The organism is Clostridium sp. cel8, assembly GCF_014050525.1.
Lineage (GTDB): Bacteria > Bacillota > Clostridia > Clostridiales > Clostridiaceae > Clostridium_B.
The window spans coordinates 167,567-181,617 of record NZ_JACGAG010000002.1 but is presented as its reverse complement, the minus strand read 5'-3'; the positions used below and the strand labels follow the sequence as shown (position 1 = coordinate 181,617).

Genomic DNA, 14,051 nt, shown 5'->3' with positions numbered 1-14,051 from the left:
TGAGTTTATAGATGTTTTAAAGGAGATATACATATATGAGAAAAACTATTTTAATTGCAGATGATGAAGAAAGAATGAGATTTTTAATGGAGGCCTATTTGAAAAAAGATGGTTTTCAAGTGATTTCAGCTGGAAATGGAAAAGAAGCACTAGATAAATTTAATAAAAATAAAGTAGATCTTGTTGTGCTTGATATAATGATGCCTGTTATGGATGGATGGACAGTATGTAGAGAACTTAGAAAAATTTCAAATGTACCTATAATAATGCTTACTGCAAGATCCGAAGATGAAGATCAGCTTTTGGGATTTCGGCTTGGAACAGATAGCTATGTAACTAAGCCTGTAAGTCCGAAGATACTTGTAGCTAGAGTAAAAGCTCTTCTTAAAAGAACATATTCAAATATTGATTATGAAAAAGGTGATAATAATTACTGTGGACTTTATGTAAATGAAGAAGCACATGAGGTTAAGGTAGATGGAAAAGAAATATATCTTTCACCAAAGGAGTTTGAACTTTTATGTTATGCAATTAAAAATAAAAATATAGTTTTGACAAGAGAAAAAATATTGGATGCTGTATGGGGAATAGATTATTATGGAGATTTAAGGACAGTAGATACCCATATAAAAAGGCTTAGAGAAAAGTTAGGAAATAAGGCATATCTTATAACTACAGTTAGAGGTGTGGGGTATAAATTTACTGTAGGAGATAACATGAAATGAAATTTAAAAATATTTTATTAGAAAATAAATTGGCTTTAAGAATAAAAAAAAATATAACGTGGAAACTATTTATTATAACAGCACTTGTATTTACAGTGTTTATAAGTAGTACACTTATTTTTCAGTCTGTTTTTTTTGGAAAGTTTTATATAGCTCAAAAGAAAAGCTCTTTGCAAAATAAAGTAGAAAAATTCAAACAAAAGTATAATAAACTAGAAAATGGTTATGATGTAATTGAACTTATGAAGCAATTTGAAGAGAATAATAACTCTAAAATTGTGATAGTAGATAAACATGGAACAATAAAATTTATAACAAATCAAAATAATAGAGGTTATGATGAGGCGAGAATAAAGATTATAAATGATATAATATTGCAGTTGAGTATTAACTCTAATATACTTAATGAAATGATTAATCAAAATGAGTCAGTAACTTTTGTTACAGATATTAGGATAGATGGTATAAAGAGTATAGTAAGTGCCGTTCCTGATAGTAAAAAAGGTGAAATAATATTTGCATTAATTTCTCTTCAACCTGTAAGGGAAGCATCATCTGTTATTAAACAGTTCTATGTGTATTTTTACATAGCAGCAATTGTGATTATAATACTATTATCTCTCATATATACAAAGATGGTTTCAAAGCCTCTTGTTAAAATGAATAGTATAGCAAAAAAAATAGCATCTTTGGACTTTTCTGAAAAATGCGATATAAAAAGTGAAGATGAAATTGGAAATTTATCAAATACTCTAAATTTTTTATCTTGTAATTTAAATAAGGCTCTTACGTCCTTAAAAGAAGCAAATAAAAAGTTGGAATATGATATAGAGAAAGAGCAAAAGTTAGAAAGATTAAGAAAGGACTTTATAAATGCAGTTTCACACGAATTAAAGACACCTATAAGTTTAATAGGTGGATATGCAGAAGGACTTAAAGATGGAATATTTGAATCTGAAAAAAAAGATTATTATATAGATATAATTATAGATGAGAGTAAAAAAATGAATAACCTTGTAAATGATATGCTAAATTTATCACATTTAGAGTCTGGAAATTTCAAATTGAATAGAGAGAAATTTTATATAGATGAACTCATAAATTCAGTTGTAAATGAGTTTTCAGTTATTATGGAAAATAAAGATATTACTTTTGAATCCAATATATTAAAGAAAATTCCTGTATATGCTGATTGGGATATGATCGAACAGGTTATTACTAATTTTTTAACAAATGCTATTAGGTATACAGCTTCAGGTGGAAAAATATTTTTTTCTACAGAAAAGAAAGATGATTATGTAATTGTGTCTGTAGAAAATACAGGTAGCCATATACCTGAAAATGAAATTGATAAAGTATGGACTAATTTTTATAAAGTAGATAAGTCTAGAAGCAGGAAATTAGGTGGGACTGGACTTGGTCTTGCTATAGTAAAAAATATTTTAACTCTTCATAATTACGATTATGGAGTAAAGAATACTGAAGTTGGAGTTAAATTCTATTTTACTATGGATATAATGGATAAATAAATATGTTAATTTTATATGAATATAATGTAAATTATATGTAAATTTTATTGTGATATTGTTGCCATTAAAAATAGGCTGTACTAGTTAATATAAATGGGAATAAAGGTAATTGTTATTTAATTAACGAGATTCCTATTATTAATATATAAAATTACAATTATTCAATTTAATGGAATATGCTATTTGATTAATTATATATTTCTATGTTAACATAATATTAGGCTAAATAATCTAATGTAAATAATTATTAGAAAATTTCACTAAGTATTAATTAATACTATTATCATATTATTCTGATCTTGCATGCGGATACCTTTTCTATAATTATCAAATATCTAAAGAAATAAATCTATGAGGCATATTTAATTCAATGAATGGAGGAAAATTTATGATGGATATGATAGAGTTTAGTAATGTAAATAAGTCATTTAAAAACAAGACAGTGCTCAATAATATAAATTTGAAAATTCAAAAAGGTGAATTAGCAGTATTAATAGGACCTAGTGGGTGTGGGAAAACAACTACATTAAAAATGATAAATAAACTTATAAAACCAACATCTGGGGATATTTTTGTAAATGGAAAAAATATAAAAAACGAAGATACTATAAAACTTAGAAGAAATATTGGATATGTAATTCAACAGACAGGTCTTTTTCCACATATGACCATAGCTGAAAATATAGGACTTATTCCACGTCTTCAAAAATGGTCAGAAGAAAAAATAAAAAATAGAGTAGTAGAACTTTTAAATATGGTAGGAATGAATCCAGAAGAGTATATGGATAGATATCCATCTGAATTAAGTGGCGGACAGCAGCAGAGAATAGGAGTAGCAAGGGCATTTGCTATGAATTCAGAGATAGTACTAATGGATGAGCCATTTAGTGCACTAGATCCTATAAGTAAGAGTCAGCTTCAAGATGAATTATTTAGCCTTCAACAGGAACTAAAAAAGACAATAGTTTTTGTAACTCATGATATGGATGAGGCAATAAAGCTTGGAGATAGAATATGTATAATGAAAGATGGAAATATACTTCAGTTTGATACTCCTGAAGAAATATTAAAAAATCCAGCTCATGGATTTGTTGAAGAATTTATAGGAAAAAATAGAATATGGAATAAACCTGATTTTATAAAAGCAAAGGATATAATGATATCAAATACTGTAATGGCCAATGCAGATAGGAATATAGTACAGGCGCTTGAAATAATGAGAAATAACAAAGTAGATAGTCTTATGATAGTAGACAAGGGAGAAAGACTTAAAGGAATAGTAACACTCAAAGATATAAGAAAAAATATGAATAAAGCTTTAAAATTGAAAGATATAATGGAAACAGATATATTCACTGTATCTGAAGAGGACAGTATAGTAGATGTACTTCAACAGATAAATGATAATAAAGTAGGATATGTACCTGTTTTAGATGATAATGGTAAACTTTCAGGACTTATTACAAGAAGTAGTCTTATAACAGTGCTTAGTACTCAATTTTTGGAAGAGGAGGATAATGCTTAATGAATTCAGTTGTGGAATTTTATAACTTTGTAATAAATAGATCTGATCAAATATTTAAACTCTTTATGCAACATATTGAATTGACAGTATTGTCTGTTATTATAGCTATATTAATTGGAGTACCTCTTGGAATACTTATAGAGAGAAATAAGAAAATATCTTCTTTCGTAATTGGAATTGCAAATGTAATTCAAGCTATTCCAAGTCTTGCATTGCTGGGATTTTTAATTCCAATAATAGGAATTGGAAGTAAGCCAGCAATTGTAATGGTAATTTTATATTCATTGCTACCAATTATAAAAAATACCTATACAGGACTTGCTGGAATAAACCCCAATATTATAGAAGCTGCAGAAGGTATGGGAATGACTGAATCTCAAATACTTAAAATTGTAAAATTGCCTCTTGCACTTCCAGTAATAATGGCAGGTGTAAGAATATCAGCAGTTACAGCAGTTGGATTAATGACTATAGCAGCATTTGTAGGTGCCGGAGGACTTGGATACATGGTATTTACAGGTGTTCAAAGTGTAAATAACAATATGATACTTGCAGGTGCAATACCAGCTTGTATACTAGCACTTGCCATAGATTTCATAATTGGTAAGATTGAAAATTTAGCAGGAAGAAGAAAAAAAGTATCAAAAAAGTTGAAAATAGGAGTATCTTTATTAGTTTGCGCTTCAATAGTCTTTGGATCAGTAGCTTATTATAACAATTCTAGAAATAAGATAGTAGTTGGAGGGAAGAACTTCACAGAACAGATAATACTCGTTGATTTAGTAGGAGAGCTTATTGAGGAAAATACAGATTTAAAGGTGGAATATGAACCAAATCTTGGTGGAACTAATGTAGTCTTTAGTGCTATGAAATCAGGAAATGTAGATGTGTCTGTTGAATATACAGGTACAGGTCTTGTAAATATTATGAAGCATAAGTTGATTAATGATCCTGATAAGGTATATAGTGTGGTTAAAGATTATTATCATAAAAATTTTGATATAGAATGGTTAAAACCTTTAGGATTTAATAACACATATACATTAGCAGTATCACAAGACACTGCAAAAAAGTATAACTTAAATACTCTATCCGACTTGGCAAAAGTAAGTAGAAATCTTAGATTGAGCAGTACAATGGAATTTTCAGAAAGACCAGATGCACTTAAAGCGGTTGAAGATATGTATGGAATTAAGTTTAAGGAATTAAAAGCAGTAGATGGTGGACTAAGATATACTGCATTAAATAAAAATAAGGCAGATGTAATTGATGCATTTTCTACAGACGGTTTACTTAAGCAGTTTAATTTGAAAATTTTAAAGGATGATAAATCAGCCTTTCCACCATATTATGCAGCTACGATAATAAGAAGTGAAACACTTGAAAAACATCCTGAACTCAAAGATATATTGAATAAGTTAGATGGAAAGATAGATGATGAAGCAATGATGGAAATGAACTATAAAGTAGATAGTCTTGGACAAAAACCTGAAACAGTTGCACATGAATTTTTAAAAGAGAATAAATTGATAAAATAGTATGGTTTATTTAAAATATTGAATATAAAATATCTATCCATAAATGATCGATATAATTAATAAATTATTTACAATATTGACATAGCAGCGTCATATAGTTAATATAAAATCAAGTTTGTTTTATTTAAAATATTGACATGTGGAAAGAGGAGAAAGAATGAAATCGGTCGGTGAAAAGATATTTCGCTTTATATTCAAATTTTTATTTAATAATATAGATGTGCTACTATTTTCAGTTTTAATTTTCATAAAGTTATTCAAATATTCGGAGGCAATTTCTCCAGCATATTTGTATATGGCAGTTGTAATACCTATAATAGCCTCTATATTTGTACTTGCAGGTATTTCTTTAATATTTAAAGAGAAGTCAAGGGTTAATTTCCTTTATATTGTAGATATAGTTGTAAGTCTTATATTGATTTCTGATATTATGTACTATAGATATTTTAAGGATATAATAACTGTATCAGCTATAAGAAATGCTAAACTACTTGTTGGAGTATCAGATAGTGTAGCAAGTTTATTTAATGTAAAAGATTTACTGTATATATTAGATGTCTTTATATTGTTTCCATTTGTAAGAATTTATAAACGTAAAAAACAAAATTTAGCAAAGGTTTCAAAAAGAGTATTTAGTTTTTTGATTTTAGTTGCAATTGGTATTGGAGTTAATGTTAAAGTGTTTTATGAAGTTTCAAAAGCACAGCCTACTCTTTTAACGGCAATGAGCAATAGAATGTATCTTACGAAAATGATTGGAAATATAGATTTTCATGTTGTAGATGCCTATAATTTTATAAGTACAAGCATAAAAAATTCTAAAAAACTTCCTGATAGTAGGGTAAATGAAATAAAAAGCTATCTTGAAAACAATAATAAAGATAATGGACAATCCGTTATGAAGGGAAAATATGATGGAAAAAATTTAATAGTAATACAAGTAGAAGCACTTCAACAATTTGTAATAAATCAAAAAGTAAATGGCAATGAAATAACTCCAAATTTAAATAGATGGATTAAAAAGAGTATGTATTTTGACAATTATTATTATCAAGTAGCAGGTGGAACAACATCAGATGCTGAATTTATGTCAAATAATTCATTGTATCCAGCACAATCAGGTGCAGCGTATTACACATATTCTGGAAATACTTATGATTCATTGGCAATTGCTCTAAAGAAAAAAGGATATTACACTTCAGCTATGCATGGAAATAGTGAAGGATTTTGGAATAGAAATGTTATGTATAAAGCAGAAGGATTTGATGATTTCTTTGGAGAACACAGTTACAATATAGATGAGATAATAGGTCTTGGACTTAGTGATGAATCTTTTTTAAATCAATCTATTGAGAAAATGAATAAATTTGAACAGCCATATTATTCATTCATTGTAACACTTACAAGTCATTTTCCATATGATGCTGAAGACAAATATGGTGACTTTGATGTTGGTGAGTATGAAGATACATTTATGGGAAATTATTTAAAAGCAATACACTATACTGATGAACAATTGGGTAATTTTTTAGATACACTTGAGAAAAATGGTACATTAAAGAATTCTGTAGTAGTTATATATGGAGATCATTTTGCAATACCTAAAAATAAGGCTGATCAGCTTTATGAATTTGAAAATATAACTAACCCTAATGATTATGATTGGTTTAAGTATCAAAAAGTTCCTCTTATAATGCATTTTCCTGATGGCACAAATTCTGGTGTTGTCAACCATGACTATACATGTCAGATGGATTTGTATCCTACATTGGCTAATTTATTTGATATTAAAAATCCATATATGTTTGGGGAAGATATGCTAAATAATAATAGTGGTAAGGTGATATTCAGAAATGGATCTTTCATAGATGGAAAATATTTGTATGTATCATGGACAAACACCTATTATGATTTAGATACAGGAAAAATTGTAAAAGAAACTCCTGAATTAAAGGCTGAAAATGCTAGATACAATAAAGAACTTCAGTATTCAGATGATCTTCTAAATCATAATTTGATGAAGGATTTTTTAGAAGATAAGTAAAATTTTATTTTAAGGTACTATCAGTAATTTGATAGTACCTTTTGATTGTTACCTATAAGAACCACCAAAGCCAGAAAGGAAAACCCCATGGATAGCAATTGCCTCCATAGCATTGGTTAGGACGTCTTCTTCGTCTTCTTCTCCTGCGCCTCTTTGATCTTGTTAAATCATTTGAGTCTTCAATATTTTCTCCACTTTCATTGTAGTCATAATAAGGATCTGAATACATATTGTTTTCAATGCATGGATATTGAACTGGTGGTGGAACCATCATGTATGGATATGGATGCACAGCACAAGGTATTATGCCATAAGGTGGAATTCCATATGGTTGCATATCATAAGGTGGCATGCTATAAGACGCTCTACTATCTGCGTAACTATTTTCTGAATTGTCATCTAATTCACAGTCGTTTTTTTCTGAGTCTTCAATTTTACTGTTTTCTTCACTGTTTTCCTCATATTGATTTTCTTGGTCTTTTAAGTCCATTTGAATCCTCCATATATTTTAATACAGTATAATTTATGTTAATATATAGGAGTTTGTTACAATATAATATGGTGATTTTAGATTATAAAAAATTAACACATTATTAATACTTTATTATAAGTTATATTATACTATTTTACTCATAAAGTAGTATAATATATACATAGAGAAGTTTATTTTACTTATTGAATTGAAAAAGGTGGTCTTTAATATGAAATTTATAAATAGAGATTTAACTGGAATGTGGAAAGTTGTAGCTATAGCAATAGTAGCTTTAGTATTTGTACAAATGTTACCATTTATTATATCCTTGGGAATTTTATCTTTCATTGTATTTAAGTCTGTAAAGTTTTTGAAAGGTAAGATGGGTAAAAATGTGAAATTTAAACATAGAGATGTTAATGAAAAGACTACTAGAGAACATAAAAAAGAAAGATTTTCACATAAAAAGGTGATAGATGTAGATTATTATGAAGTGTAGAAAATAGAAGATATATAAGAAAAACACCAATATAACATAAAAAGTTATAAGGTGTTTTTTATTGCATTTTAATTGTGTATTTTTACGTCCATTAGATCTAATATGAACATAAACAGAGGGATTCCTATTAGAAGTCCCCACATACCAAGTAAATGTTCTGATACTATAAGTATTACAAAAGTAAAAAATATAGGAATTTTTACTTTTGAAGACATGAGTTTTGGATTTAAGATATAGCTTTCTATACAGTGAATTATAGCTATCATTATAAGTACATATAATACTTTAGTCAGTCCACCTATATTAAAAGCTATAAGTGACAGGGGAATCAATGATATTATAACTCCTGCAACAGGTACCAAACTTAGAACAAATATCATAACTCCAAGAGTTAGAAGCTGTGGAAAATTTAATATAGATAGTGTTATAACTGATAAAATAGTATTTACAAAAGCTATTATTATCTGTGCTTGTATTACTTTTCCAAATGAATTCAAAAAATTTTTACCAAAAAACATAAGATATTTATATAACCCAGAAAGTTTACTATTTTCAAATTTTTTCATAAAATCTAGTAATGTTCTTTTTTCTAATAGAAAAAATAGGCTGAGCATTATAGATATAAACACATTAACACTCCATTTCCCAATATCAGAAACTAATTGAAGTGAAGCAGTAAAACCTGATTCTATATAACTTCTTATATCTATTTCTCCCAATGTATTTACTAAATATTTTTGCACTATATCTGAATTATCGTTTTCTGTAAATTGAAATTCAGAAAAGTAGCTTATCATTGCTTTGGTTTGATTTATGAGTTGAGGTATGTATTTTACAATTATAAAAATTAAAGATGAAAATAACACAGCATATAATATTGTTGTGACTAAATTTTCTTTAAAAACAGTTACATTTTTAAATTTTCTCAATATTAGACATTGGAGGCTGTTCATTATATAACAGAATAGAAAAGTAAGCAAAAAAAGATCCAATAGGGATTGAAATTTATAAAAAAAGATTATTATAGCTATAAATAGCAATCCTCGTTTAGTGGACTCTTTTGAAAAAAAGTCTATAAAAAAATTCATATTAGCTCCTCTCGATTTTAGTAAAATTATGTTATGTTAATAATAATACAATTTTCTATTACAATGATATTATAATAATTAATCAATTGAAATTTCAAGGGATATTTAAAAATGTCTTAATAAATGTTGTAAAAATAAATTATTGACTAACATACGATTATACTGTACTATAGTAGTAGTACAGTAATTGCACATTATACTATACATGTGTTAAAAAAGGAGGGTGATCATGGATATGGAATTTGAACCTAACATACCTATTTATAAGCAACTAATGTATGAAATAAAGAGAAAAATAGTATTAAACGAGATAAAGCCAGGTGATAAACTGCCATCTATAAGAGAAACTTCATCAAAGTTTCAAGTTAATCCAAATACTGTTCAGAGAACTTATCAAGAACTTGAGAGAGAAGGCATTACCTATACTCAAAGGGGAATGGGAAACTTCGTAAAGGAGGATATGAAAATGGTGCAGAACCTTAAAGATGAAATGGCAAGTAAGGTGCTAGATAAATTTATAAGTGGAATGAAAAATATTGGATTTTCTAACTTGGAAATAGTTGATATAGTTCGAAAAAAGCTCAAGAATATAGACGATGATAAGGGGGAGATATAAATGGAAGAAATATTGCTTAAAGCATCAGGAATTAGAAAGAAATATTTTAATAAAACCGCTTTAGATGGAATTGATCTTGAAGTAAAGAAAGGAAGAATTGTAGGACTTCTTGGGCCTAATGGAAGTGGAAAAACTACTTTTTTGAAAATAGCCGCAGGAATATTAAAACAAAGTTCTGGAGAAATATTTATAAATGGAAATAAGCCTGGAATTATTACAAAGGCACAGGTTTCATATCTTCCAGATAAAGACTATCTTTTTAAATGGATGAGAATAAAAGATGCTTTTGATTTCTTTAGAGATATGTATGATGACTTTGACTATGAAAAGGCTATTGAACTTCTAAAGTTTATGAACCTTGACATGAAAAGCAAGGTAAAAGAACTTTCAAAGGGTATGAAGGAAAAATTATATTTAACTTTAGTGCTTTCGAGAAATGCCAAATTATATATATTAGATGAACCTCTTGGAGGAGTAGATCCTACAACTAGAGAGAGAATACTTGATGCAATAATCAATATATACAGTAAGGATAGTTCTATTTTGATAACTACACATCTTGTAAGTGATATAGAGAGATTATTTGATGATGTTGCTTTTATATCAAAGGGAAATATAATATTAACTGGTGAAGCAGAAGAACTTAGGGCAAAACACAATAAGTCAATAGATGAAATTTATAGGGAGGTGTTCAAGTAATGTTGAAACTTGTTAAATATGAACTTAAGGGATACTATAAAGACTTTCTAATAATGACATGTGCAATAATACTTTTAAATCTATTTTTATGTTTTAAAATAAATGATTGGACAAATGAATCAATAATGATAGCAAATATGATGATAAGCTTTGCCGCATATGTTATAGTTTTTGTATGGAATATAAAAGTATTTAGTAGGGATATATATGAAGATAGTGGATACCTCATGTTTACTTTACCAAAGAGAGGATATGAGATACTTGGAAGTAAAATTATAACCTGTTTTATTCAATTTATTATGGTATTTGCAGTATCGTCGATTATTACGGTTTTATGGGCTGAATTGCTTAATGTTACATCTGGATTAGTGCTTCAGGTAAGGAATACGATAGATTTTATTTCTAAATATTCAAGCGTGAAATTTATGATATTTGGATTATTGTCTGTAATAGTTATTTATACAAGTTATTTGCTTACAGGTTATTTAGCAATAACTTTGAGTAAAGTGGCTATTAAAAATAAGAAATTCGGCAAGATTGGAAGTTTTATTATATTTATAATATTAGTTATTGCACAGGGAAAAATTGATAAAGTATTCCAGGATATATTTCCACAAACATTTAATATAAATGTAGTATCTTCTGGAGTGAATAGTGTTTTTATAAACAGTAATGCTAATCTTCATATAAATATATCTTCTGCAGTTTTAAGTGTAACTATTTTGATTATTATGTTTTATGCAGTTGCTTATTTATTAGAAAATAAGTTAGATTTATAAGATGGGTTATAAAAAAGTGAGTTCAATTGTATGAACTCGCTTTTTTATAGTGGCATATATCAGTATTGATATATATCAGTATTGATATATAATTAATAAATGATATAATATACTATAATGTATATTTTATTTATAATATTGAAAACTATACATAAGTAGTATTTACATTTTAGGAGGAATTAATTTTGGAAAAAATAGCTTTAATAACAGACTCTACTAGTGACTTGCCAGAGGATATGAGAAAAAGATACAATGTAAATATAATGCATTACAGGATAATATATAAAGATAGAGAATATTTAGATAAAGTCAATATAACTTCGGAATATGTGTATAATAATTTACATAATGAAATACCAAAGTCTTCTATACCACCCTTAGATGAAATGGAAAGTACTTTTTCAAGATTAGAAAAGGAAGGATATACACATGCAATAGTTGTTACTCTCTCAAGCGGGTTGACTGGCTTTTATAATGGAATAAAGCTTGTAAGTGAGAATCATCCTAAAATAAAAACATATATATGTGATTCAAAATCTATTTCTATTGGAGAAAGTATAATAATTATAGAATGTGCTAAACTTATAGAAAGAGGATTTAAATTTGATGATATAGTAAAGAAAATTCCAAAGATAAATAGTAGAATAAAGGTATTCTTTATAGTAGGAACTCTTGAATATTTAAAAAAAGGTGGAAGAATAGGTAAAGTAGCTGGTACTGTAGGAGAATTTTTAAATATAAAGCCAATTGTTTCCATAGATCAGTCAGATGGAAAGTATTATACATATGATAAAGTAAGAGGAAGAAAAAAGTCAATAACTAGAATGATACAAATAGTAAATAGAATTTTGGATTCAAAAAAGTGTAGAGTTTATGTCGTAGATGGTTGTGCAGCTGAAGATGCTAAAAGGGTTTTAGAAGGAGTTAAAAATCATGTAAATGCAATTGAATCTAAGTTTTGTGGAATTTTGAGTCCCGTAGCAGGTGCACATAGTGGCCCAGGACTTGTTGGAATAGCACTTTTTGAGGAAGAATGATTTGTCATGTCTAGCTCTAAATTTGAAAAAAATACTAAAAATGAAGAGAAAATTTTATATGAAGAATATAAAAAGAAGTTACAAGATTTAAAAAAAGTAAAAAAGGAAAGTAAAGCTGTAGGTCAAGTGTTTACAAAGGGACTTTTGCCACTTTATGTATTATATGTTTTGAGTCTTGAACCTACTAATGGAAATGACATAGCTCATAAAATTGGAGAAAGAACATCAGGAAAGTGGATTCCTAGTACAGGTGGAATTTATCCTCTTTTAAAAAAATTTGAAAAAAATAAAATGGTAATTGGAAAATGGGATGATTCAAAAAATAATAAAATGCAAAAAATATACACTTTAACAGATGAGGGGAAAATAGAATTTGAACATAAAAAGAATCTTTTGAAAAAAAAAATTGAAGAAGCATTAGATGTATTTAAAATAGTATATAAGGATTTGTACGGAGATAAATAAATTTTAAAAAAGAGCTGAAAGTTAATCAGCTCCTTTATTTTTAACTGTATTTTCTTTTTGAACTTTTTTCTTTGTATTTGTGATATTCTTTTAAAGAATAAGAAGATGACTTATTTATAATGTAAATTCCGTAAATTATAGTGAGTAGTGCAGCACCATAACTTATTAAATTCACAGCCATAGGTGATAATAAATTTCTAGTTAGTCTATCTTCAAAGATTAATTTGAATGATGTATGTGCAAGTATAGCTGCACCTATGTAAGTAACTATTGGATATTTATTCATAAGATTTGCCACTATTTGGCTGCCAAAGAATATAATTGGAATGTTTACTATTAACCCAAATATTATTAAACCAGTGTGTCCATCTGCTAAACTAGCTATTGCAAGTACGTTATCAAGGCTCATTGTAGCGTCTGCTGCAACTATACTAAATATGGCTCCTATAAATTTATTTGAAGTATGCATATGTACGTTTAGGTCGTCATCATCTTTTTTTTCTGGTTTTATAAAGTTAATTGTTATATATATTAGTATAACTCCGCCTACTAGCCTTATTGGAAGCCAGTCTATCATTAAAATATAGGTTATAAGACATGCAAATATTATTCTTAGAATTACTGCAGCCATTACTCCAATTAATGATGCTGCCTTTGCATGCTTTTTTGGTAAATTTCTTGTGGCAAGTGCAATTACACCTATATTATCTCCACTTAAAACTATATCTAAAAGTGTAATTTGAAGTCCGCTTATTATAAAAGCAGTTAGATTTTCCATGTTTTAGCTCCTTATCAATATTTTATTTTCTATACTTTACTATATTAGCATAAATTCATAAAAATATAAAGAGTATAACTTATAATATAGTTATTTTATATATTATATAAGTTTTTATAGACTATATTATTCTTTTAATTTATACTATATATTTATTGTATGAATATTTATTTTATGATTTTTTATTTTATATTTTAGGACTTTGTTATTATGAGATGTTATTTCATACACTTTTAGTGTAAAATGTGATAAAATAT

General features: G+C 27.5%; 14 protein-coding genes. 11 read left to right on the top strand and 3 right to left on the bottom strand.

The features are described 5' to 3' along the window. Positions 1-35: 35 nt before the first annotated feature. The 5 genes from H2684_RS03015 to H2684_RS02995 all read left to right on the top strand — a co-directional run bounded on the left by H2684_RS03015 (position 36) and on the right by H2684_RS02995 (position 7,361). On the top strand, positions 36-725 hold the full coding sequence (locus H2684_RS03015; RefSeq protein WP_182087880.1) for a response regulator transcription factor: 690 nt from the start codon (positions 36-38) through the stop codon (positions 723-725). Continuing rightward, on the top strand, positions 722-2,254 hold the full coding sequence (locus H2684_RS03010) for a HAMP domain-containing sensor histidine kinase (RefSeq protein ID WP_182087879.1): 1,533 nt from the start codon (positions 722-724) through the stop codon (positions 2,252-2,254). The genes H2684_RS03015 and H2684_RS03010 overlap by 4 nt, the downstream gene beginning before the upstream one ends. A 397-nt stretch (positions 2,255-2,651) precedes the next feature. Continuing rightward, positions 2,652-3,779, top strand: coding sequence for a betaine/proline/choline family ABC transporter ATP-binding protein (locus H2684_RS03005; protein WP_182088050.1), 1,128 nt, complete (start codon positions 2,652-2,654; stop codon positions 3,777-3,779). Further along, positions 3,779-5,317 carry a glycine betaine ABC transporter substrate-binding protein gene (locus H2684_RS03000; protein ID WP_182087878.1) on the top strand — a complete coding sequence of 513 codons (1,539 nt, stop codon included), beginning with the start codon at positions 3,779-3,781 and terminating at the stop codon, positions 5,315-5,317. The genes H2684_RS03005 and H2684_RS03000 overlap by 1 nt, the downstream gene beginning before the upstream one ends. Before the next feature lie 157 nt (positions 5,318-5,474). Continuing rightward, the gene (locus tag H2684_RS02995) at positions 5,475-7,361 is read left to right on the top strand and encodes an LTA synthase family protein (RefSeq protein WP_182087877.1); all 1,887 of its coding nucleotides are present in this window, start codon (positions 5,475-5,477) and stop codon (positions 7,359-7,361) included. A 52-nt stretch (positions 7,362-7,413) separates the two neighbouring features. Here the strand turns inward: H2684_RS02995 and H2684_RS02990 are convergent, their stop codons facing one another. Then, a complete protein-coding gene (locus H2684_RS02990; RefSeq protein ID WP_182087876.1) occupies positions 7,414-7,851 on the bottom strand; it encodes a hypothetical protein in 438 nt (145 codons plus the stop codon). Positions 7,852-8,062: 211 nt separating this feature from the next. Here H2684_RS02990 and H2684_RS02985 point away from each other — a divergent pair, with 211 nt between their 5' ends. Continuing rightward, a complete protein-coding gene (locus tag H2684_RS02985) occupies positions 8,063-8,332 on the top strand; it encodes a hypothetical protein (RefSeq protein ID WP_182087875.1) in 270 nt (89 codons plus the stop codon). A gap of 68 nt (positions 8,333-8,400) precedes the next feature. Here the strand turns inward: H2684_RS02985 and H2684_RS02980 are convergent, their stop codons facing one another. After that, on the bottom strand, positions 8,401-9,420 hold the full coding sequence (locus H2684_RS02980) for an AI-2E family transporter (RefSeq protein WP_182087874.1): 1,020 nt from the start codon (positions 9,418-9,420) through the stop codon (positions 8,401-8,403). A 229-nt stretch (positions 9,421-9,649) separates the two neighbouring features. Between H2684_RS02980 and H2684_RS02975 the strand changes: the two genes are divergently transcribed. The 5 genes from H2684_RS02975 to H2684_RS02955 all read left to right on the top strand — a co-directional run bounded on the left by H2684_RS02975 (position 9,650) and on the right by H2684_RS02955 (position 13,016). Then, the gene (locus H2684_RS02975) at positions 9,650-10,036 is read left to right on the top strand and encodes a GntR family transcriptional regulator (RefSeq protein ID WP_182087873.1); all 387 of its coding nucleotides are present in this window, start codon (positions 9,650-9,652) and stop codon (positions 10,034-10,036) included. Beyond that, the gene (locus tag H2684_RS02970) at positions 10,037-10,735 is read left to right on the top strand and encodes an ABC transporter ATP-binding protein (RefSeq protein WP_182087872.1); all 699 of its coding nucleotides are present in this window, start codon (positions 10,037-10,039) and stop codon (positions 10,733-10,735) included. Beyond that, on the top strand, positions 10,735-11,514 hold the full coding sequence (locus H2684_RS02965) for a hypothetical protein (RefSeq protein WP_182087871.1): 780 nt from the start codon (positions 10,735-10,737) through the stop codon (positions 11,512-11,514). The genes H2684_RS02970 and H2684_RS02965 overlap by 1 nt, the downstream gene beginning before the upstream one ends. 185 nt (positions 11,515-11,699) lie before the next feature. Then, positions 11,700-12,551, top strand: a complete 852-nt coding sequence (locus H2684_RS02960) for a DegV family protein (RefSeq protein ID WP_182087870.1) — start codon at positions 11,700-11,702, stop codon at positions 12,549-12,551. Between the two features lie 6 nt (positions 12,552-12,557). Then, entirely contained in the window at positions 12,558-13,016 is a 459-nt protein-coding gene (locus tag H2684_RS02955; RefSeq protein WP_182087869.1) for a PadR family transcriptional regulator, read from the top strand. Between the two features lie 40 nt (positions 13,017-13,056). Here H2684_RS02955 and H2684_RS02950 read toward each other — a convergent pair whose 3' ends face one another. Further along, positions 13,057-13,794, bottom strand: a complete 738-nt coding sequence (locus tag H2684_RS02950) for a TerC family protein (RefSeq protein ID WP_182087868.1) — start codon at positions 13,792-13,794, stop codon at positions 13,057-13,059. Between the last annotated feature and the right edge of the window lie 257 nt (positions 13,795-14,051).

Bases quoted from the DNA above. Each gene is read 5' to 3' on its own strand.
- H2684_RS03005 (WP_182088050.1), top strand. From the start codon at position 2,652: ATGATAGAGTTTAGTAATGTAAATAAGTCATTTAAAAACAAGACAGTG.
- H2684_RS02975 (WP_182087873.1), top strand. From the start codon at position 9,650: ATGGATATGGAATTTGAACCTAACATACCTATTTATAAGCAACTAATG.
- H2684_RS02990 (WP_182087876.1), bottom strand. From the start codon at position 7,851: ATGGACTTAAAAGACCAAGAAAATCAATATGAGGAAAACAGTGAAGAA.
- H2684_RS02955 (WP_182087869.1), top strand. From the start codon at position 12,558: ATGTCTAGCTCTAAATTTGAAAAAAATACTAAAAATGAAGAGAAAATT.
- H2684_RS03000 (WP_182087878.1), top strand. From the start codon at position 3,779: ATGAATTCAGTTGTGGAATTTTATAACTTTGTAATAAATAGATCTGAT.
- H2684_RS02985 (WP_182087875.1), top strand. From the start codon at position 8,063: ATGAAATTTATAAATAGAGATTTAACTGGAATGTGGAAAGTTGTAGCT.
- H2684_RS02970 (WP_182087872.1), top strand. From the start codon at position 10,037: ATGGAAGAAATATTGCTTAAAGCATCAGGAATTAGAAAGAAATATTTT.
- H2684_RS02995 (WP_182087877.1), top strand. From the start codon at position 5,475: ATGAAATCGGTCGGTGAAAAGATATTTCGCTTTATATTCAAATTTTTA.
- H2684_RS02950 (WP_182087868.1), bottom strand. From the start codon at position 13,794: ATGGAAAATCTAACTGCTTTTATAATAAGCGGACTTCAAATTACACTT.
- H2684_RS02965 (WP_182087871.1), top strand. From the start codon at position 10,735: ATGTTGAAACTTGTTAAATATGAACTTAAGGGATACTATAAAGACTTT.
- H2684_RS03015 (WP_182087880.1), top strand. From the start codon at position 36: ATGAGAAAAACTATTTTAATTGCAGATGATGAAGAAAGAATGAGATTT.
- H2684_RS03010 (WP_182087879.1), top strand. From the start codon at position 722: ATGAAATTTAAAAATATTTTATTAGAAAATAAATTGGCTTTAAGAATA.
- H2684_RS02980 (WP_182087874.1), bottom strand. From the start codon at position 9,420: ATGAATTTTTTTATAGACTTTTTTTCAAAAGAGTCCACTAAACGAGGA.